The following is a 19,552-nucleotide window of genomic DNA, read 5'->3' as shown; positions in this document are numbered from 1 at the left end:
TTATGAATCCAATTCCTGTTATCTCCCGTATTATTGACTACGGCTCAAAGGATACGGACGGGCTACATCATGATTAAGCAATTTTTTCGCAAGAAAAACACAGATGCCTCGGTCTCTGTGGATATGAATAAACAGACACGCTATGAAGCCCTGGTCAGGGCCTGGCACAAAGACCTTTACAGGTACGCCTACTGGCTGTGCCATGATCAGCATATTGCCGAAGATTTGGTGCAGGAAACCTGCCTGCGCGCATGGCGATCGCTAGACAGCCTCAACGATGACAGTGCGGCCAAAGCCTGGCTTATCACCATCCTGCGTCGCGAAAATGCCCGGCGTTTTGAGCGCAAACAGCTCGATTTGGTCGACATCGACGATCACCCCATTGCGGATGATCATGGCACCGACGCAGGCGGTTTAAACGAGTCAGAACTTGGCCAGCTACAACATATGATTAAACAGCTGCCGTCCGAATACCGGGAACCTTTAGTTTTACAGGTCATGGCTGGATTCAACGGTGATGAAATTGCTAATATCCTTGGACTGAACAGAAACACAGTGATGACCCGATTGTTCAGAGCGCGTAACCAGTTAAAAGATGCTTTAGAAAAGCAAACCGAGCGGAGGGGCCACCAGAATGGACGATCTTGAATTTCGTCGCCGAATTTTGGCAGATCCTAATGATCAGAGTCCAGAAATGGTCGCTACGAAAAATGCGTCAATTGCTAACCGTAAACTTCACGATGAGTTACAGCAATTAGACAGCAAGCTGTCTGCAGCGATGAAAGTGGATGTGCCGGAAGATCTGGCCGATAAAATCCTGTTCCGCCAATCCGGGCAAGGCTATAAGGCCGAGAAAAAAGTGCGCCGTCATTTAGCCATAGCGGCTTCTGTGGCTTTCCTGTGCGGGTTGTTAATCGGTCAGTTTCAGCCCGGGTTTTCGCTGAATCCCGCCAAAGACATGGGTCAGGTTGCGCTGGCGCATATTTATAACGAAGCCGCTTTTGTCGACCAGGTTGACGAAGGGGTGTCATTGACTCAGGTTAACGCCAAACTCAAACCTTTCGGGCCTGAACTCAGCGGTTTGCCTTCTCATGTTTACTATCTCAATCATTGTGGTTTTGATGGCGGTGAAGCCTTACATATGGTCATCGGCGGTAAGCACGGAAAAATTACTGTTTTTGTCGTGCCCCAATCCTCCAACACCATGAAAAGCTTCGAAGACAGCAATATGCGCGGTGTTGTCATGCCTTCTCAGAACGCCAGCCTGATAGTGGTGGGTAACAAAGGCGAAGATGTCATGCCTGTCGCCGAACAGCTGAAAGACGCCATGCGTTGGACCAGTATTTAACATTGCGGTGGTATCACCAACAGTGACCACCGCAAAAAAGTGCTGTTCATTTCGTCAGTCAGTCCCTGTCCAATCCAATAAAACAATGATTTATATACTGGTCTGATTTGTTGTTTTTTTGCCTGCTCCTACAATCGCTGCCTCTCTGGCACAGTTAAAGTGTCAGCACAAAACGATCAGGATAAAAATAACTATGTACAAGAAGCGTCTGTTTACAAAAACTCTGATGGCAACCGCCGTCATGCTGGCCTCGCAGCAATCACTGGCGGCCGGATTCCAGCTTAACTCACAGTCTGCCACTGGCCTGGGCCGCGCTTTTGCCGGTGATGCCGTCATTGCTGACAATGCTTCAGTGATGTCGCGTAACGCGGCGGCTATGACCTTGTTTAATGCACCAGCGATGTCACTGGGTCTGAATGTTATCGACACCGACATTAAAGTGAAAAATGCCCAGTATTCCACCCCCTTCGGACCATCATCTCTTGATGATGCCCAGATTGGTGGTAGCTCTTATGTGCCTAACTTGTATTACGTGCACCCTGTCAACGACAAACTGGCTCTGGGTGCCGGGATTTATTCAAACTTCGGCACCAAGACCGAATTCAGCAGCAGCTACTCTGCCAACGAGTTTGGCGGCCTGACGGATGTGAAAAGCCTGAACCTGACTCTGAATGCAGCTTATCGACTGAATAATCAGTGGAGCGTCGGCGGCGGGTTAGACATCATTTACGGCCAGGGCAAACTGCAGCGTTCCAATCAGACATTAGAAGGACTGGTTCAGCAACAAACCGGTGTAGCCGGCCCACTGCTGGATGTTGATGTTGACGGCACCGCTGTTGGCTTCAACCTGGGCACAGTCTATGAACTGAATGACCTCAACCGCTTTGGTCTGGCTTATCATTACAGTCCCGAGCTGAAAGCCGAAGGTGATATGTATGCGCAGACAGCCGGCGGGAACCTTCAAGGTCAGAAACTGCTGATGCCGCTGCCAGATATGGTTGAGTTTTCCGGTTTCCATCAGCTAAACAGCCAGTTCGCCGTTCACTATAGTGTTCAGTGGATCGAGTGGAGCAGCTTTGATACGCTGAAAACCGACAAAGGCGTAGTACTGAATGATTACCAGTGGCAGGATGGCTGGCACTATGCGATTGGTGGTACTTATACACTGAATTCAGACTGGACCTTGCGTACCGGCTACATGTACGACACCAGTGCTCAGGACAAGAAAACCTCCATTTCTGTCCCAGATTCAGATCGCCAATGGTTCTCTGGCGGCTTTACCTATAATCTCGATACTAAATCAACGATTGATTTCGGCCTGACCTACCTGATGGGTAAAGATATCGCCGCAACCGAACAAACCGCGGCGACCTCAATCAGTGCGACAACCCGTGCTGATGCGCTGCTGTACGGTGTGCAGTACAGCCGCTCTTTCTAACTAAGAACGGGATATTGCCTGAAAAAACTAAGCCGCTCGTTAGAGCGGCTTTTCTTTATGGATTTTATCAGTTCCCAGCCTTCAGGTGGGTATCTGAATTTACTGGCAGTTGGCTGCGCCTAGATCTTCCCAAACGCCCCACTCGCCTGTTGTTCCTGGCTCTTCACCAGTCGTCCACCATTTCGCTTTCCAGGACTTGCCTGAATGCGTCACGATATCACCGGAGTTATACACACCACCAGTTGCCCAGGCATTGGTACAACCAGTTGTGCCGCCGTCTTTCAATACCGTTACTGTGGCTGACTCTGTCACTGAATCGGTCCCATCGGATACCGCGACGGTAAAGTTCAGCGGCGTATCGACTGTGTAGCTGTCGGCAACAAAACTCACTGTTGCACCATTTACTGTCGCGTTAACACCGGCAGGCACTGTCCAGGTAAAGGTCAGTGTATCGCCGTCGGCATCTGACGATTGCGACGCATCCAGCACTACAGTATCACCGGCACTGGCTGTCGCAGGACCAGACACTGCCACCACAGGTGCGGTGTTTGAACCTGGTGCTTTAGCTGTGACTGTCACACTGTCAGTAGCGGTATCACCGGCATTGTCGGTGACTGTCAGCGTGAACGCATACTGAGTATCTGCCGTCACTTCAGGAACAGCAACGGTAGCTGTCGCGGTATCTGACCCGGTCAGAGTCAGTGCCGGACCACTGGTTTGTGTCCACTGATAGCTGACGATCTGACCATCGCGATCGCTGGATGCAGAGCCGTCCAGAGTCACAGACGCCGCACCATTAACCACTTGATCAGCACCCGCTTTCGCTACCGGGGCGTAGTTGCCACCGCCACCAGCCAGTGAATCCTGCATCGCATTCAGAATATCGCCGTTATCGGCATCAATTTCCCATGCAAACAAGCCCGCCAGCCCCAGATTACGGACATACTGACCTTTAGCCAGCACTGAACGACGGTCATCATAGGTGATCAGGTTACCGTTGCTTGGATTGTACGCCCAGGGTGCTTCTGCCTGCGCATCATAACCCTTAGTAACTGCTGCATTATTGATGTAGTCAGTCACAACGTCTTTGTAGTCAATAACCCCAGGTTCCCACGAACCAGGCACCATGCCGTTGCCTGTACCTGTCATTGGATTCGTCGGATCTGTCATGCTGGCTTCGGTAACACCTGTCCAGCCACGTGCGTACATGGCAGTACCCAGTACCAGTTTGTTTGCAGGAACACCCTGCGCCAGAAGACGATCAATACCGTGCGCGGCAGTATAAGCCGGACCTTGACGAGGCACGCCGTTTTCATCAACACCTGTGCCGTTACAGACATCAGCAGACATGTGGCTGCCGCAGAACAGTGCTGTCTGATGGCCAGGAACGTTGTTCCATCCGCCGAAGAAGTCATACGTCATGGCGAAAATGTAGTCCATATACTGAACCGCATCGGCATAGTTCACGACATCAATCTTGTCATAGCCTACACCGATTGCAGATGTCAGCTCGTACTGGCGGCCAGTTTCGGCTTCCAGCTCATCCAGCATGACACGCAGTTCGCGCATCAGAGCCACATACGCAGGGCCGTCATTGACCGGATCGCCCAGATTCGCATTCGCGCCTTTCCCGCCCGGGAATTCCCAGTCGATATCAACACCGTCGAAGAATTTCCATGTTTTGAGGAATTTCTTCACACTGGCGACGAAAATGTCACGCTTGGCTTTGTCGGTGAAAGAATAGAAGGGATCAGACAATGTCCAGCCGCCAACAGAAGGAACAATCTTCAGATCAGGATAACGTTGTTTCAACGCCATCATCTGACCATAGGTACCTTTATAAGGCGTGCTGTGGGTATGGCCTGATTGCGGCTGAGGCATCTGAACCGCCGCCCAAGGGTCATGGATCACCACTTCATAATCCGGCGTTCCCTGACAGGCACGGTTTAATGCGGCCAGGCTGTTGCCATTTTCAATCTCGCCCAAAGATTCATTGGGTCCGCAAATAGGAATAAAGCCGTACAAAATGTGGGTCAGGTTTTGCGCCGGAATATTATCCACCGAGAATTTACGGCCATAGACGCCCCACTCGACAAAGTAAGCACCAACCACAGTGTTCGCAGGCGTTGTGTAATTGCCATTATTAGCATCCACGTTCATGGGTAATGGATCTAAGTGGCTGCCATCGGTATCGGCAACAACAATGTTCGTTGCCGCACTGCTGGTACAGGCTTGCGCCGCCCCCACGCCACTACACAGCTCAACTGTCATGGCATACTGACCACCCTGGGCTACAGACAGTGTTGTTGAACCCGCTCCGCTGGATGCCGGAGCAATGCTTTGCTCAAACACCACATTACCATTGAGCTTCACTTTCCAAAGGTCAGCCGTTTCACCAGAATAACGCTGCCAGGCAACCGGGACTTCCGCTGCCGGCTTAACCGTAATCAAGCTTTTATAGGCTGAAGCCGCTTGATCAACCTCTACGATAGCGTAATCCGTTTCCATCCAGGCAATTTGCGGAGTGCCTGGTGCTGCCATCGCTCCCCACGACATAGTCATCACGGCGATACCTGCCGCGACAGGATTTAACTTATTGAAAAACATTACTTCGTTCCTTGAGTTAAAAAGTAAGTAACAAAGCACGGATATGAAACCATGCTAGGTAATCAATAGTTCAGTTTCTTTTTGTCGCAAAGAAAGAAAGTCGGATTTCTATTTTGGATATTGCGCTTTGTGATCTTATGCCAACCTAAATGAAACTTCTGGCAATGGAACGGGATGAAATGATAATTACTGCAGTATTCTACTCGCTTGACCGGTATTAGTTCAGTGCTACAAATAAGTGTCGCTCAGCAGCGGTATTATTGGGACTCATCAAACTGGAAATCAGCCAAAGTGTTAACTTTGTCAGAAATGTTTTTATTTACAAAAAATTAACAAAAATCAAACTGTGTTAGAGGTATAAAAAAACCAGAGCAGTTTTGCTCTGGTTTATCTTACACACAGACCGGATGACTATTCGCTGTCTATTTCATCAAGAAAATCATCAAGATATTCTTCATTTTGCGGCTGTGCGGGTTCAGATTCCCTGCCCGCAGCCCTGAAGTTCTTATATTGAATATAAGCATCGCGCGTGAAAGCGTACGGATCCGGTGAGTTGTTCAACATAGGTTCTTGAGCCACCAGTTTGGCCCTGTCTTCCATGCCTTCCAGCGCCCACTTGCCAACGCTTTGCCAAAAAGTCAGCAGATTGAGCGGAAAATACAGAGCATCCACGCGATCCCCGACACCTTCACGCAAGGTCAAAGGGCCGTATGCGGGTATCATGAAATAAGGGCCGTTCCCGACACCGTAATAACCCAGCGTATCAGGAAATGCCTGCTCTCCCGGTGGCGGAATATCGGCAGCGGCCGCAATATCAATCAACCCGCCCAGACCAAAAATACTGTTAATCCAAAAGCGGGTGAAATGATCCACCGCCTTTTCCGGGTTCTGCATCAGGAAGCTGTTCAGCATGTTAGCCGGTTCTTCCAGGTTGGACAGGAAGTTTCTTAAACCGGTACGCACCGGTGACGGCACATAATCGACATAAGCCAGTGACACAGGGCGGACAAAATAGGGGTCAAGATAATCGTAGTTTACTGTCCACATGGCACGGTTAAACCCTTCAAAAGGGTCATAAACCGCGTTTTCCGGCTCACTCAGGGCTTCCAGCTCTTCGACATCCAGACCGGCAGCTTCAAGCTCCTCATCATCCAGGCCGTATTCGTTTCCCGCCAGTTTTTCCGGTGACGGATCTGGCGGCGAGCTGGCACATCCCATAAGGATGAATGTCAGTAACAGGGATAAGAACAGATTTGGTTTCAATGTGTTAGCCACTTAATAAATGCAAAACAGACTGGATAATGATATCCAGTCTGTTTCTTAACTGCCAGTATGTTTTAATACTGAGTATTAATGGTGATTGTCGTCTCTCCGCCTAACGGCACAATGTCGCTCTCACCAAACCAATCGCCATCTTTTGTCGCCACGTTGCCGTCACTGTCGATCCTGGCCCTGACTATCAGCTCAGACTGTTTTGACATCAGTCTATCAGGGATCATGCTGTCTTTGTCGGTTAAGGTGAGCGTCAGCGGGAAGCGTGATAACGGCAGGCGTCTGGCTGCCAGCGGCATGGGCGCACCATCTGCGGTATGGACAGACACCACAACCATGCCTTGCGCCGGCAAGCTCACCGAGGCGCCGAGCTCAACCGTCACCCTGACACCCGGGCTGGGATTGGCAGTCTGCGACATCTCCACCTTTGCCTGGGCAATACTGCGCTCAAGCATATTGATGCGATTATCACCTGCGCTGAGCTGCGATTTCATCTGTTCCCAGTATTTGATGGCAGCCTGATAATCAGCCTGTTCAAACGCATCAAATGCCATTAAGGATAACGCCTGCAGATTATCAGGATCACGTTCCAGCAAGTGCGTCAGCATATTACGGGCAAGCTGAATCTGACCTGGCTGCCCCCCCATCATCAGAGCCTGAGCATAACTCAGTTGCAGACTGGGATCATTCGGTTCCAGATCCAGAGCGCGCTTCATTGCCCCCTGGGCCGTTTCAATATCGCGGTTTGCCATGCCTATTCGTCCCAGCAACAGCCAGCCGGTGGCATCATCCGGTCGCTCATGCAGCCGGGTCCGGAGTCCTAAGGTCAGTTCTTCCATCTCCTGATCTGTCATCGGAGCAGCATTATCTCCCATCAGACGCTGAGTCAGCTGAGGCAACTTTGAAACCGTCTGCTGCCAGTCAGCCACTTTTTGCTGATTGCCAACGACGCCGTAAAGACCATACGCCACCCCGACAATCATCAGGATACCGGGAATTAATAACCAGGGTTTAAACTGACTGTTCTGCTGTGCCTGTGTCTCCAGTACGTCATCCAGCAACGACTGCTGCAGTTCAACTTCCAGCTCATCCGGATTCGACACCAGTCCTTCACTGCTCTCTTCTTTCAGTTCACCCAACCGGTCACGAAAGAAAGCTTTGTTCAGTTCGTCCCGGCTGGCAACCCGATCCTGATTGCTTCCCACAAAGGCTGGAACAATGAAAAAAGCCAGCGCAATCAACACCAGTATCAGGGAGGAAATCCAAAATAACGTCATTTTTTCACCTTGCTTTCACCTGCCGAACCACTGGCGGCGTGCGGGTTTTCTGCCTCTTTTTCAATATCATTTAGTAATGCATGAAGACGGGCAGATTCTTTTTCATCCATTGGCTGAGATGAAGCCACCACTCCTTTCCGGGAACGATAGACCAGCACACTGGCGCCAATAAGCAGGAAACACAAAGGGCCCAGCCACAAAATCAGGGTAGATGGCATAAGTGGCGGATCATAAGTCACGAAGTTTCCGTAACGGGCAATCATATAATCTATGACTTCCTGCTTGGATTTTCCCTCGCTTAACATCTCATACGCCTTCTGGCGCATGTCTTTGGCCAGTTCCGCATTGGAGTCTGCGATATTGTTATTCTGACATTTCGGGCACCGCAGCGTGGCTGTCAATTCCTGGAACGCGGCTTCCTGTTCAGGCGTCGCAAATTCGTAGACATCAATCGCGGCCTGAACCGGCACACTGGCGACAAACCAGCTTCCGATCAGCAGCGTAAATACTGCTATTGCGTGTTTCATCCTTTCGCTTCCTCTTGCAGACGTTCATAAATCGGCTTGAGGGTGTCTTGCCAGTTTTGCGGATTCACATCGCCGACATGGCGATAACGGATCACGCCACTGGCATCGATCAGAAAGGTTTCTGGTGCGCCGTACACGCCTAAATCCATACCCAGCATGCCATTACCATCAAACAGGCTGTGCATATAAGGATTACCGAGATCTTTCAGCCAGCGGTTGGCTTTATCGCGCTCGTCTTTGTAATTCAGGCCAATAATTTTGACCCCCTGGCTGGCCAGCTCATTAAGGTAACGGTGCTCTGCATAACAGGTTGGGCACCAGGTTGCCCAGACATTCAACAGCAGAGGCTCACCAAGAAAAATATCCTGCTGATACAGTTTGTTCGCATCTTCCAAATCTTCGAGGCGAAAGGCCGGGACGGGCTTACCGACCAGGACGGACTCCAGCTTCGTCGGATCGTCTCCGTCAGCATTGCGGGTCAGCTGCACCATAAAGACAGCCACCAGGCCCAGAAACAGGACTAAAGGAATAAAAAGCAGTTTTTTGTTCATCCATTCACCTCTGCGTGCGGGGCACTGACAACCTCTTCATCTTTCACTTCTTTTTTAAAGCGACGACGAAAACGGTAACGCTTGTCACTGATGGCCATTGCGCCACCCAGTGCCATCAGAAGCGCTCCCAGCCATAACCAGTTAACAAACGGCTTATAGTAAATACGGACCGCCCAGGCGCTGTCATCCAGCTGTTCGCCAAGCGCCACATAGAGATCACGGGTCACACCACTGTCGATCGCCGCTTCGGTCATCATAGAGCCCGATACCGTATAAAAACGTTTTTCGGCATGCAGTTCAGCGATGTGCTTACCGTTACGAGACACCACAAAGTCGCCAATAAAGCCGTCATAGTTCGGCCCTTCGACATTACGCAACCCGGACAATTTAAAATCGAAGCCTTCGACTGTCACTGTCTGACCGGGAGCCAGGCGAACGTCTTTCTCCAGATCGTAATTGGAAACCAGCGTAATACCGATCAAGGTCACGGCCAGACCAATATGGCCCAGTACCATAGCCCAGTGACTGCGGCCAAGCTTACCCAGGCCGACCATCAGGCTATGGCGATGAGTAGCGCGCTCATAAACCTCATACCCCTGCAGGATAATGATCCAGAATGCCATCACCATACCCAGTACAGCCAGTGGCTGGATCGGATCGGGACGCAGCCACAGCGCAAACACGGCTAATGGCAGCGTGATCAATGCGGTAATCAGCAGTGGCCGGCGGATAGTCGAGAAATTCTCACGTTTCCAGCGCACCAGAGGGCCAATACCCAGAAAGAAAGCAAACGGAATCATCAGCCAGGTAAACAAGGTATTAAAGAAAGGCACACCAATGGATACCGAGCCCAGACCAAGCTGCTTATGAACCAGGGGTAACAAGGTGCCGATCAACACCACCAGCAAGGCGGTAATCAGCAGCAGATTATTAGCCAGCAGGAAGTTCTCTCGTGAAAACAAGCTGAAACTGCCATGGGAGCGGATCTGTGCCCCACGCAAGGCATACAGTAAGAGCGAACCGCCGATCACCACCACCAGGAAGCCCAGAATGAACATGCCCCGTGCCGGATCGGAAGCAAAGGCATGCACTGACACCAGCACGCCGGAGCGCACCAGGAAAGTTCCGAGCAAACTCAGAGAGAAAGCCGATATTGCCAGTAACACTGTCCAGGCTTTAAAGGTGCCTCGCTTCTCCGTCACTGCCAGCGAATGCATTAACGCCGTACCAGCCAGCCAAGGCATAAAAGAGGCATTTTCGACCGGATCCCAGAACCACCAGCCACCCCAGCCCAGCTCGTAATACGCCCACCAGGAGCCCAGAGCAATCCCTACGGTCAGAAATGACCAGGCAGCAATTGTCCAGGGCCGCGACCAGCGCGCCCAGGCTGTATCCAACCGGCCTGTCATTAAGGAGGCAATAGCAAAGGCGAAGGCTACTGAGAAACCAACATAGCCCATGTACAGCATAGGTGGATGAATGATTAACCCCGGATCCTGCAGCAAGGGGTTCAGATCGCGGCCATCAACAGGAAAATAAGGCAGAGTACGCTCAAACGGGTTGGAGGTGATGATGATAAATAACAGAAAACCAACTGAGATCATCCCCATCACGGCCAGCACCCGTGCCACAGATTCCTGTGGCATGCCCCGGCTGAACATGGCCACCGCGGCAGCCCACGTGGCCTGAATCAAGACCCAAAGCAGCAATGACCCTTCATGTGCGCCCCAGACCGCCGTCAGCCTATAGTACCAGGGCAGATTGCTGTTCGAATTACTGGCAACATAGGTCACAGTAAAATCATTGATGTAAAAGGCCCACGACAGCAATGCAAAAGACACTAGCAGCATCGCAAAGACACCAAAGGTCAAAGGCCGGGCCAAACGCATCAGCACCGGGTTACCTTTATAGGCACCATACAGTGGATAAACACTCACCAGAAGCGATAACCCCAGTGCCAGGATAAGGCTGAACTGCCCTAATTCTGCAATCATTGCACGCTACCTTGCATTTGTTGTTCGGTATATTTCAGAGGCTTATGATTTTTCTGCATCGCCTCAGCCACTTCTGGCGGCATATATTCTTCGTCATGCTTAGCCAGCACCTCATGGGCTTTCACCGTTTGGGCATCAACCAGCACACCCTGAGCGACTATCCCCTGCCCTTCGCGGAACAGATCAGGCAAAATACCGTCATAAGTCACAGTCACGGCCGGGCCAACATCAGCCACTTTGAAGCTGACCTGCAAAGAATGGGGGTCACGGCTGACTGAGCCTTTGACTACCATACCGCCAATGCGTAAACGCTGACCCACTTCGGGTTTAGTGCCATCTGGTTTACCCTCTACCAGCTCCGTTGGGGTATAGAAGAGATCCATATTCTGGCTCATGGCATACAAAGTCAGGCCAACCGTCACACCGAGACCGGCCAGCAAGGCAATGATCACGGTCAGGCGTTTTTTGCGTCTTGGGTTCATAAGGTATTCTCCAAATTCTCGGCCGCTTTAATGCGTTGCTCGCGGGCAATTCTATTTTTAATGTCAGCAGCCAGACGACGACTCTTACGGATACTGGTCCATAAAAGAATCAGCAAAGATAAAGCAGATATCCCATAGGCCGACCAGACATAACCGGCATACCCGCCCATGGCAAGGAAATCACTGAACGAATCGAAATGCATACTCACCTCACTGAATCAACTGACGAACCCAGGGGCGGTGGCTTTCCCTGGTCAGAATTTCATTGCGTAACCGAATCAGAGTCAGCGCACCAAAAAAACAGGCAAAACCCAAAATATTCAGCAGTAATGGCCACAGCATACGACTGTCGATCGACGGTTTAGCGAATTTGGTAATAGTGGCACCCTGATGCAGGGTATTCCACCACTCAACGGAATAATGAATGATAGGAAGATTGATCACGCCCACTATCGCCAGGATACCGGCCGCTTTGGCCGCCGTTTTCTGATCGTCGAAAGCGTTATACAGCGCAATCACACCCAGATAGAGGAAAAGCAGAATCAGTTCAGATGTCAGACGTGCATCCCACACCCACCAGGCGCCCCACATTGGTTTGCCCCATACCGCACCGGTCAGCAATGCAATAAAGGTGAACACAGCGCCAATCGGTGCCATGGCCGCAGCTGCCATGTCAGATAAGCGCACCTGCCAGACTAAGCCGATAAAGGCAGCTACCGCCATCCAAAGATAAGCCCCCATGGACCAGATAGCAGCCGGTACATGCAGGTAAATAATGCGGAAACTGTCACCCTGCTGGTAATCGGTTGGCGCAAAAGCCAGGCCCCAGACAGTGCCTGTTATCAGGCTGATCACAGACAGTGCCGCAAACCAGGGCAGCAGGGTTCCGCACAGGCGGTAGCAGTTTTCTGCTTTAGCGTAGGGATGTAACCACTTCCACATAGTTTTTTACTCTATGATTAATAATAATATTCGTTATATTCACGCGTCAGTTAACACTGATACGCAATGATGCTGATATCGCAAAAGGAGCCAGTGTGGCTGATCCGGCTAACATTGCTCCCATCAAAGCTAGTTGCCCCTGATAACTCATTCCCAGCGACGCCGCCTCTATCGCCGACGTAGCAAAGATTAGCACGGGAATAAACAGCGGTAAGATGAGCAAGCTCAATAATACTCCACCTTTACGCAATCCCACCGTCAGTGCAACCCCAATCGCACCCAAAAAGCTCAGTGTTGGCGTGCCAAGCAGCAAGGTTAATACCACCGCAGTCCAGGTTGACCAGTCGAGTGACAGTAAAACTGCCAATAACGGACTGATTATTATCAGCGGCAAACCCGTCAGCAACCAGTGAGCCACGACTTTTGCCAGTGCCAATACCGATAACGGGGTTGGCATCAGCATCATTTGTTCCAGCGAGCCGTCAACAAAATCATCCCGGAACAGACGCTCCAGTGACAGTAAAGCCGCCAGTAAAGCTGCTACCCAAATAATACCGGGCGCGATACGCGCCAGCAGGTTCGGTTCAGGCCCTATCCCCAATGGAAACAGGGTAATGACAATAATAAAGAACCACAAAGGGTTGAACACATCGGCCTGACGACGAAACGCAATCAGCAATTCCCGCCGGATAACCTGATACATAGAATGCCACATCACAACGCCTGCCCCAGTGTCACCTTGCGCAATCTGTTCTGCGCAGAAAACATATCCTGGTGAGTCGTCAGCAGCACAATCCCGCCGCGTTCAGCATGGGAAACAAAAAGCTGCTCAAGGACTTTTACTCCCAGTTTATCAATCGCTGTCAACGGCTCGTCCAAAATCCACAGCGGATGGTTACTTAACCATAAGCGGGCCAAAGCCACCCGACGCTGCTGGCCGGCGGACAATTGTCCGGCAGGCACATCTTCGCGTCCGGCCAACCCCACATGGGCCAGTGCCTGCCAGATAGCATCATCACCATGCACTCTTGCCTGACCACTGAGTCTCTCGCTGTTATCCAGCGTATGCATGGCCTGGAAAAAAGCCAGGTTTTCTGAGGCGGTTAATTCGCGCTTGACCCCAGTTTGATGTCCCAAAAACAGCATCTGGCTATGATACTCTTCACGCACATGGCCTATCTTGTTATCGTGCCAATAGACATCGCCGGTATCAGGAGAGCCGAGCCCAGCGATGATACGCAATAAGGTCGTTTTACCGGCCCCGTTGCGGCCTTCAATCTGAACCAGCTCGCCAGAAGCAACATTAAATTGGAGGTCATCGAACAATACACGCTCATCACGGGTACAGCTCAATCCTTTGACTGATAACATAGGGATGAGACATCCTGAATGACACAAATAATCCTCGGATAATATCACAGCGACTGAGATCTTTGTTAGTTTCAGGCTGTTATAGATCCGGCAGCAAGGTATCTAAATGTGACCTCTATATCTCAATCCTCCGCTTATCCGACAGCAGCGGCCAGTGCGTCGAAGGCAACTGCGCCGCAGCAGACCGCTTCGGTCAGCCATGCAAGTCAAGCTCAGGCAGGCGCAACTGTATTCCAATCCGGCCAGCAAATCAGCCAACTTTCACACTTGCTAACACAACTTCATGTGTTGCAACGATTATTTGCCAATTTACCTCCTGCAGTGAGCGGCCAGAGTTCACCGATCGCACCATGGCTGTCTCAGCTGGTGCTGCCGCGAACGCCGGCCGATATCGCACCCTGGTTACAGCAAGGGGCCGGTAAAGACAGCCTGAAGGCACTGGTAACCCAGCTGACACAGCCCGACAGTCCGCTTGCCCGGTTACTCGCCAGCCTGCCGGCTGATTCACAAACCGAACTCAAAGCACTGATACGCCTGGCCGCCGAGCAGCGTATTGCCGGTGCGCCAGCCGGACGCGACGAAAACACGTCTTTTATACTGCATTTACCGCAAAGTAACGGCCGCGAAATCCGTCTCAGTGTGCATTCAAACGCATCGCAACAAGCCTCGAAACGGCAATCGCCCGGCCGGGCCTGGACAGTCAAACTGGGATTACCTGTCGGTGAGTCGAACACGTTAGAAGCCACTGCCATCTGGCAGGACAGCCAGCTCAATCTGGCTTTCAGTTGCGAGCAGTCAGACATACTGACATTGACTGAACAGTTAACACCTCAGCTGATGCGTCGCCTGAAACAGCTGGAGATTAACTGTGAGTCCGTGAGTTTTCATCAGACGCCAACCCATGATGATTCAGCGCCGGACATCCACCCACAATGCGGCATCAGGATCAGCGTATGACAACAGAACAAAACCGGGCTATCGCGTTGAGCTACGATGGCTATAACACCCCTTATGTGTCAGCGAAAGGTTATGACGACTGGGCAAGAGAGATCATCGAGCAGGCCAAAGCCCAGGGAGGATTGATACACCAGGATCCGGCACTGGCTGAGTACCTCAATAACCTAGAGGCCGGAGATAACATCCCACCCGCCCTGTTCGTGATCATAGCCGAACTGATTGCTTTTTCGTGGGTTTTAAACGGAAAAACCCCTCCCGGATGGGAAGGGCCTGTGTCTGTAAACGAAACCGTCTGACGCTATTGTGCAGTGAAGCGGCAGAATCTGGCGCTGAAGCTATGTACTAAGGCGTGTACCGAAGCTATACACAGGTGCCGTGAATAACCGAAACCGTGAATAAAAGCGGCAAGGTGTCGCTATCCACAAATAACAGCCAGCAAGCAACAGTGCTAACGCCGGCCTTTATTCATGCGCTGCTGTAACCGCAACAGCAATTCAGCTTCCGCTTTCGGTAAATCACACTCTTCCATCAGCTCATTAACATCGGCACCCAGCTCGACCATTTTACTGGCGCGGCTGTACAGGCGGCCATCGGGATCCTGCATGGCCATTTCACCCTGACGCTCAGACAGCTCTTCCTGCTGGCGGGTTAATATGGCCATTTTATTACTCATTGCCATCGTACCCGCACGCAACTCATGAAACTGTTTGGTTAAGCTTTCCTGCTGCTGTCTGGCGGTTTTTAACAGCAACTCTGCTGCTGCAAACTTGGTTTCCAGATCCTGGCGTGCTTTTCGCTCACGCCGGACCAGCACAACCGCTATCACCACTGCCAGCAAAGCAACAACCAAAGGCAGCCATTCAAGCAAGATAGCAGGCATCAGAGATACGCCATCTCTTCCCATTCTTCATCAGACAGGAGCTTGTTCAGATCAACCAGGATCAGCAGTTGATTGTCACGGTTACTGACGCCTTGAATAAACTTGGCACTTTCATCAGTGCCCACGCTTGGCGTACTGTCGATTTCAGAGCTACGCAGATAAACCACTTCTGCCACACTGTCGACCATAATACCGATAACCTGCTTTTCAGCTTCAATGATTACGATACGGGTATTATCTGAAATCTCACCTGACATCAGGCCAAACCGTGCACGGGTATCAATCACTGTGACCACATTGCCACGCAGGTTGATAATTCCCAGCACATAATCTGGCGCGCCCGGAACCGGGGCGATTTCAGTATAACGCAGCACTTCACGAACCTGCATTACATTGATACCGTAGGTTTCCTCTTCCAGCTGGAAGGTAACCCACTGTAATACCTGGTCGTTACTGTCTTCTTTTTGAATCTCGGCAACACTTACCTGCGACATGCTGTATCCTCTCCGGCCATCGTCACAAAACGCTCTTCACGTCCAAACCCGCTTTCAGCATGGAAATGAGTTCATTGACATGAATTAAAGCACACATTTTCTCTTTAACCATACCCGCCAGCCAAGGCCGTTTACCTGCCTTTTCTCGCCAGCGAACACTTTGTTTTGTCAGGGTTTCTGTTCCGTGAAGTTGATCACAAGCCAGTCCCCACTTACTTTCTCCCAACATGACCACATATCGGTAATTTTCCTGATGGTCATCATTGTAGATAGATTCTGGCATCACCCATCTGGCGGTATCCACCACATCCAGCTTTCGGTTCTGTACCGGCTGCAAGCCAAGATACCAGTCCGGGCGGCCAATAAGGTGACTCATCTCACCCAATTGGTGAATCCCTCCCAGCTCTGTCAGCGGAACAGCAAAAGTCACACCGTTGACAGCAAAAAACAGCGCCTGAAATTCTGTTTGCTCACTGGCGCCAGGTAATACCCAGGAAGGCGGTGGCGGCTCAGCCGCCAGCTCAGGTGCGGCATCGGCCACAGTTTCCTGCACACTCTCTTCTTTATCAAGAATGTCTGGAACAGGCTCCGTTGCAACTATTTCACTCTGAGGCTGAGAGCTTGTTTCCAATTCAGCCACCTGCGCCGCCTTGTCAGCAACAGCCGGAGCCTCAGCGATCTTAGGCAGCATCTGCATCAGCTGGACACTGTTTTGCGGCTCTGCATAGGGAGCCGATTCAACAGCTGACGCCTGCGCAGCCACTGCCGGCGATTTTTGCAGCGGCTCTGGCGCAGTGTTCTGATGCTGAGTCAGCGCGCTGTCATCCTCAAACCAGCCCGGGTCGTCTAAAACGGCTGGCTTAACATCTTCTTGCTTAACTTCTTGCTGTTTTTCCAGTTCAGCCAATTGCTGTTGCTCGGCAATCCAGGCTTCACTTTCAACAATCACTTCCTCTTGCATCTCTGACATTTGGTCGAGAAGACGCTGCAACTGCTCAAGATCCGTTCTCGTTCGCGGCGGGGTAAACCTGACTTCAGGTACACTCAGCTCTGGCTCTGCGGACAACGAAACCGGCGCAGCAGCACTCGGCAGTTGGGTTGCCATTGCCCGCAGTGATGGCGGTTCGCCACCTTCTGCAAACGAGTTCACAGACGAGTTATCTCGCCCGGATTGATCCAGACTATTAAAATCAAAGGGCTGATGAGTCTGGGGGATCACCGCAAGACTTATCGCATCATCGGGCTCACTGCCACTTTGCAACTCAGCCGCTGCTTCATCAGCAACAGCAGAATCAGACAACAACATCTGGCCGTCATTTTCCTCTGCTAACGCTGGCAGGTCATCCTGCGGGCTGACAGCGTCCACGCTACCCTCTTCGGGCAGCAAAGAATCATCCAGCAGCCCGAAAAAGTAATCATCTAATGCCTGTTCACTGGACAGCTTTGCGTTATCGCTCATCTTGACCAAGCCGCTCCAGATAATTCAATAAAGTTTTATACGCAAACACACCGCGAGAGCCACGGGCATACAGAGATGGCGGCATGTGCTTGATACTGGCATCACGAAACTTGGTATCAATGGGCACAGCCGAAGCCCAGACCTGATTGGCATAACGCGACTTCAGTTCTTGCAGGGTTTCCAGTGAGGCCCTGGTTCGTTTGTCATACATGGTTGGCACAATAGTGACTTTGAATTCATCCGGCCTGGATTTTTGCATGATTTGCAAAGTACGCATCATTCGCTCCAGACCTTTCATCGCCAAAAATTCCGTTTGCACCGGAATCAAAATGCGCTCACTGGCAGCAAGCGCATTCACCATCATGACACCCAGGATCGGGGGGCAGTCAATCAGCACATAATCATATTCTTCTTCCAGGCATTTCAGTGCCTTTTTCAGAATCAATCCCATGCCGCTGCGAGTCCCCATGACTCTATCCAAGGTCGCCAGCGACATGTGCGCCGGTATCAGATGGATATTTTTAAATCGTGTTTCCAGCACCAGTGGTTTGACAGTGTCACGGTCAATTGTCGACAGCTGGAACAAATCAAACAGGCTGGATTCAAGGCGATCAGAATCAAAATTCAAGTATGTCGTCAGTGATGAATGCGGGTCAGTATCCACCAATAATACGCGTTTGTTTCGTTCACTTAACAGGCCCGCCAGACTGACAGTAGTGGTGGTTTTCCCCACGCCGCCTTTCTGGTTGGCAATGCTCCAGACTACCACGACATCTCCTTAAGCTAAGCCAACCTCAATCAGAATACGCTCAGCAATGCGATCCAAAGGAAGATCTTCGGTCGATATCCCTGCCTTGGCAACCGCCTGTGGCATACCGTATACCACACAACTTTCTTCGTCTTGCGCCCAGACGGTTGCGCCGGCCGACTTCAGCATACGCGATCCGTCACGCCCGTCTGCGCCCATTCCTGTCAGGATCATGGACAGCACCTTGTCATGATACACCTTGGCTGCAGAGCCAAAAGTGACATCGACACAAGGCTTGTAGTTCATACGATCGCCACCATCAATAATACGTAAACGCACATTACCCGGGCGGCCTTCCAGCATCATTTGTTTACCGCCAGGTGCCAGATAAGCCGTACCGGCACGCAGTACATCACCATCTTCGGCCTCTTTCACACCGATTTTGCAAAGGTTATTCAAACGCGCAGCAAACGCCGCGGTGAATGTTGCAGGCATATGCTGCACCAAAACAATGGGGTACGGAAATGAGCCAGGCAGCTGTGTCAGAATTTTTTGGAGCGCCACAGGGCCGCCGGTCGATGTACCTATCGCCATCAGCTGATACTGTTTACCTGTCGCTTTAAACCGCGCGGTCGGACGAACCTGTGACGGTGCTGATCGTGTCAGCGTCGTGGCAGTGGCCGTACTTGCGACCGGGCGGCTTGACGTCAGCGGGCGATCAGCCGGCGATGGCGAAACCGGAGTGCTGGTACGCACAGGCGCCCGCATAAAGACACGTTTACGGGCCAGCTCGGCGACACGTTTTTGCAGCAGAGAGATTGCTTCGTCTTTATTACGCGCAATATCTTCAAATTTTTTCGGCAGGAAGTCTAACGCGCCCGCGTCCAGAGCATCTAATGTCGCCCGCGCGCCCTCATGGGTCAGCGACGAAAACATCAGGATAGGTGTCGGGTTCGACTTCATGATTTCGCGCACTGCGGTGATACCATCCATCACAGGCATTTCAATATCCATAGTGATGACGTCAGGCTTCAGTGTCCGCGCTTTTTCAACGGCATCTTTACCGTTAACAGCATCGCCAATCACTTCAAGGCGCGGATCCGCATTAATAATTTCACTCACCCGGCGGCGGAAAAAACTGGAGTCGTCCACCACCAACACTTTTACAGCCATGTTTTATCTTTCCGTAAGCAATCAGGCCTGAA

General features: G+C 51.4%; 21 protein-coding genes. 5 read left to right on the top strand and 16 right to left on the bottom strand.

The window, feature by feature from the left end; all coding sequences use genetic code 11:
- Positions 1-69: 69 nt before the first annotated feature.
- The 3 genes from L6J37_RS09040 to L6J37_RS09030 all read left to right on the top strand — a co-directional run bounded on the left by L6J37_RS09040 (position 70) and on the right by L6J37_RS09030 (position 2,786).
- Positions 70-648, top strand: a complete 579-nt coding sequence (locus L6J37_RS09040) for a sigma-70 family RNA polymerase sigma factor (protein WP_192014732.1) — start codon at positions 70-72, stop codon at positions 646-648.
- Positions 635-1,348 (top strand): DUF3379 domain-containing protein, encoded by a 714-nt coding sequence (locus L6J37_RS09035; protein WP_237794818.1) that lies wholly within the window; start codon positions 635-637, stop codon positions 1,346-1,348. Before L6J37_RS09040 ends, L6J37_RS09035 begins: the two co-directional genes overlap by 14 nt.
- A 193-nt stretch (positions 1,349-1,541) precedes the next feature.
- Entirely contained in the window at positions 1,542-2,786 is a 1,245-nt protein-coding gene (locus tag L6J37_RS09030; protein WP_192014730.1) for an outer membrane protein transport protein, read from the top strand.
- A 99-nt stretch (positions 2,787-2,885) separates the two neighbouring features.
- Here the strand turns inward: L6J37_RS09030 and L6J37_RS09025 are convergent, their stop codons facing one another.
- The 11 genes from L6J37_RS09025 to ccmA all read right to left on the bottom strand — a co-directional run bounded on the left by L6J37_RS09025 (position 2,886) and on the right by ccmA (position 13,809).
- Positions 2,886-5,393 carry a glycosyl hydrolase family 18 protein gene (locus L6J37_RS09025; protein WP_442957004.1) on the bottom strand — a complete coding sequence of 836 codons (2,508 nt, stop codon included), beginning with the start codon at positions 5,391-5,393 and terminating at the stop codon, positions 2,886-2,888.
- Between the two features lie 411 nt (positions 5,394-5,804).
- The gene (locus L6J37_RS09020; RefSeq protein WP_225445038.1) at positions 5,805-6,656 is read right to left on the bottom strand and encodes an MlaA family lipoprotein; all 852 of its coding nucleotides are present in this window, start codon (positions 6,654-6,656) and stop codon (positions 5,805-5,807) included.
- 74 nt (positions 6,657-6,730) lie between these two features.
- Positions 6,731-7,942, bottom strand: a complete 1,212-nt coding sequence (gene ccmI / locus L6J37_RS09015; RefSeq protein WP_237794817.1) for a c-type cytochrome biogenesis protein CcmI — start codon at positions 7,940-7,942, stop codon at positions 6,731-6,733.
- On the bottom strand, positions 7,939-8,469 hold the full coding sequence (locus L6J37_RS09010; protein ID WP_192014727.1) for a cytochrome c-type biogenesis protein: 531 nt from the start codon (positions 8,467-8,469) through the stop codon (positions 7,939-7,941). The genes ccmI and L6J37_RS09010 overlap by 4 nt, the downstream gene beginning before the upstream one ends.
- Positions 8,466-9,020, bottom strand: coding sequence for a DsbE family thiol:disulfide interchange protein (locus tag L6J37_RS09005; RefSeq protein WP_192014726.1), 555 nt, complete (start codon positions 9,018-9,020; stop codon positions 8,466-8,468). The genes L6J37_RS09010 and L6J37_RS09005 overlap by 4 nt, the downstream gene beginning before the upstream one ends.
- Complete coding sequence (locus L6J37_RS09000) at positions 9,017-11,014, bottom strand: heme lyase CcmF/NrfE family subunit (RefSeq protein ID WP_218383739.1); 1,998 nt, start codon at positions 11,012-11,014, stop codon at positions 9,017-9,019. Before L6J37_RS09000 ends, L6J37_RS09005 begins: the two co-directional genes overlap by 4 nt.
- Positions 11,011-11,496 (bottom strand): cytochrome c maturation protein CcmE, encoded by a 486-nt coding sequence (ccmE, locus tag L6J37_RS08995; protein ID WP_192014724.1) that lies wholly within the window; start codon positions 11,494-11,496, stop codon positions 11,011-11,013. The genes L6J37_RS09000 and ccmE overlap by 4 nt, the downstream gene beginning before the upstream one ends.
- Positions 11,493-11,699 carry a heme exporter protein CcmD gene (gene ccmD, locus L6J37_RS08990; protein WP_192014723.1) on the bottom strand — a complete coding sequence of 69 codons (207 nt, stop codon included), beginning with the start codon at positions 11,697-11,699 and terminating at the stop codon, positions 11,493-11,495. The genes ccmE and ccmD overlap by 4 nt, the downstream gene beginning before the upstream one ends.
- A 7-nt stretch (positions 11,700-11,706) precedes the next feature.
- Positions 11,707-12,438, bottom strand: a complete 732-nt coding sequence (locus L6J37_RS08985) for a heme ABC transporter permease (RefSeq protein ID WP_218383741.1) — start codon at positions 12,436-12,438, stop codon at positions 11,707-11,709.
- Between the two features lie 46 nt (positions 12,439-12,484).
- Positions 12,485-13,153, bottom strand: coding sequence for a heme exporter protein CcmB (gene ccmB, locus L6J37_RS08980; RefSeq protein WP_192014721.1), 669 nt, complete (start codon positions 13,151-13,153; stop codon positions 12,485-12,487).
- Positions 13,153-13,809 carry a cytochrome c biogenesis heme-transporting ATPase CcmA gene (ccmA, locus tag L6J37_RS08975; RefSeq protein ID WP_237794816.1) on the bottom strand — a complete coding sequence of 219 codons (657 nt, stop codon included), beginning with the start codon at positions 13,807-13,809 and terminating at the stop codon, positions 13,153-13,155. Before ccmA ends, ccmB begins: the two co-directional genes overlap by 1 nt.
- Positions 13,810-13,917: 108 nt before the next feature.
- Between ccmA and L6J37_RS08970 the strand changes: the two genes are divergently transcribed.
- Both L6J37_RS08970 and L6J37_RS08965 read left to right on the top strand, forming a co-directional pair.
- Entirely contained in the window at positions 13,918-14,766 is an 849-nt protein-coding gene (locus L6J37_RS08970; protein WP_237794815.1) for a hypothetical protein, read from the top strand.
- Positions 14,763-15,062: an EscU/YscU/HrcU family type III secretion system export apparatus switch protein gene (locus tag L6J37_RS08965; RefSeq protein WP_192014718.1), complete on the top strand. Its 300-nt coding sequence runs from the start codon at positions 14,763-14,765 to the stop codon at positions 15,060-15,062. The genes L6J37_RS08970 and L6J37_RS08965 overlap by 4 nt, the downstream gene beginning before the upstream one ends.
- A gap of 152 nt (positions 15,063-15,214) precedes the next feature.
- On the opposite strand, the gene L6J37_RS08960 is transcribed toward L6J37_RS08965, so the two are convergent.
- From L6J37_RS08960 to L6J37_RS08940, 5 genes are read right to left on the bottom strand one after another with little or no spacing between them, the layout of a single operon-like run.
- Positions 15,215-15,646 (bottom strand): DUF2802 domain-containing protein, encoded by a 432-nt coding sequence (locus tag L6J37_RS08960; protein ID WP_192014717.1) that lies wholly within the window; start codon positions 15,644-15,646, stop codon positions 15,215-15,217.
- On the bottom strand, positions 15,646-16,140 hold the full coding sequence (locus L6J37_RS08955; protein WP_027253958.1) for a chemotaxis protein CheW: 495 nt from the start codon (positions 16,138-16,140) through the stop codon (positions 15,646-15,648). The genes L6J37_RS08960 and L6J37_RS08955 overlap by 1 nt, the downstream gene beginning before the upstream one ends.
- Before the next feature lie 22 nt (positions 16,141-16,162).
- Positions 16,163-17,599 (bottom strand): chemotaxis protein CheW, encoded by a 1,437-nt coding sequence (locus L6J37_RS08950; protein ID WP_237794814.1) that lies wholly within the window; start codon positions 17,597-17,599, stop codon positions 16,163-16,165.
- Complete coding sequence (locus L6J37_RS08945) at positions 17,589-18,368, bottom strand: ParA family protein (protein WP_027253957.1); 780 nt, start codon at positions 18,366-18,368, stop codon at positions 17,589-17,591. Before L6J37_RS08945 ends, L6J37_RS08950 begins: the two co-directional genes overlap by 11 nt.
- Before the next feature lie 9 nt (positions 18,369-18,377).
- On the bottom strand, positions 18,378-19,520 hold the full coding sequence (locus tag L6J37_RS08940; RefSeq protein WP_237794812.1) for a protein-glutamate methylesterase/protein-glutamine glutaminase: 1,143 nt from the start codon (positions 19,518-19,520) through the stop codon (positions 18,378-18,380).
- Between the last annotated feature and the right edge of the window lie 32 nt (positions 19,521-19,552).

This window comes from Photobacterium sp. WH77 (assembly GCF_022014395.1).
Classification (GTDB): Bacteria; Pseudomonadota; Gammaproteobacteria; order Enterobacterales; family Vibrionaceae; genus Photobacterium; species Photobacterium arenosum.
Note: the sequence above shows the minus strand (reverse complement) of the source record. Positions and strands in the feature narration are given on the sequence as shown.

Bases quoted from the DNA above. Each gene is read 5' to 3' on its own strand.
- L6J37_RS08965 (WP_192014718.1), top strand. From the start codon at position 14,763: ATGACAACAGAACAAAACCGGGCTATCGCGTTGAGCTACGATGGCTAT.
- ccmA (WP_237794816.1), bottom strand. From the start codon at position 13,809: ATGTTATCAGTCAAAGGATTGAGCTGTACCCGTGATGAGCGTGTATTG.
- ccmD (WP_192014723.1), bottom strand. From the start codon at position 11,699: ATGCATTTCGATTCGTTCAGTGATTTCCTTGCCATGGGCGGGTATGCC.
- L6J37_RS08940 (WP_237794812.1), bottom strand. From the start codon at position 19,520: ATGGCTGTAAAAGTGTTGGTGGTGGACGACTCCAGTTTTTTCCGCCGC.
- L6J37_RS08960 (WP_192014717.1), bottom strand. From the start codon at position 15,646: ATGCCTGCTATCTTGCTTGAATGGCTGCCTTTGGTTGTTGCTTTGCTG.
- ccmB (WP_192014721.1), bottom strand. From the start codon at position 13,153: ATGTGGCATTCTATGTATCAGGTTATCCGGCGGGAATTGCTGATTGCG.
- L6J37_RS09005 (WP_192014726.1), bottom strand. From the start codon at position 9,020: ATGAACAAAAAACTGCTTTTTATTCCTTTAGTCCTGTTTCTGGGCCTG.
- L6J37_RS08985 (WP_218383741.1), bottom strand. From the start codon at position 12,438: ATGTGGAAGTGGTTACATCCCTACGCTAAAGCAGAAAACTGCTACCGC.
- ccmI (WP_237794817.1), bottom strand. From the start codon at position 7,942: ATGACGTTATTTTGGATTTCCTCCCTGATACTGGTGTTGATTGCGCTG.
- ccmE (WP_192014724.1), bottom strand. From the start codon at position 11,496: ATGAACCCAAGACGCAAAAAACGCCTGACCGTGATCATTGCCTTGCTG.
- L6J37_RS09040 (WP_192014732.1), top strand. From the start codon at position 70: ATGATTAAGCAATTTTTTCGCAAGAAAAACACAGATGCCTCGGTCTCT.
- L6J37_RS09000 (WP_218383739.1), bottom strand. From the start codon at position 11,014: ATGATTGCAGAATTAGGGCAGTTCAGCCTTATCCTGGCACTGGGGTTA.
- L6J37_RS09025 (WP_442957004.1), bottom strand. From the start codon at position 5,393: ATGTTTTTCAATAAGTTAAATCCTGTCGCGGCAGGTATCGCCGTGATG.
- L6J37_RS08955 (WP_027253958.1), bottom strand. From the start codon at position 16,140: ATGTCGCAGGTAAGTGTTGCCGAGATTCAAAAAGAAGACAGTAACGAC.
- L6J37_RS09035 (WP_237794818.1), top strand. From the start codon at position 635: ATGGACGATCTTGAATTTCGTCGCCGAATTTTGGCAGATCCTAATGAT.
- L6J37_RS08950 (WP_237794814.1), bottom strand. From the start codon at position 17,599: ATGAGCGATAACGCAAAGCTGTCCAGTGAACAGGCATTAGATGATTAC.
- L6J37_RS09030 (WP_192014730.1), top strand. From the start codon at position 1,542: ATGTACAAGAAGCGTCTGTTTACAAAAACTCTGATGGCAACCGCCGTC.
- L6J37_RS09010 (WP_192014727.1), bottom strand. From the start codon at position 8,469: ATGAAACACGCAATAGCAGTATTTACGCTGCTGATCGGAAGCTGGTTT.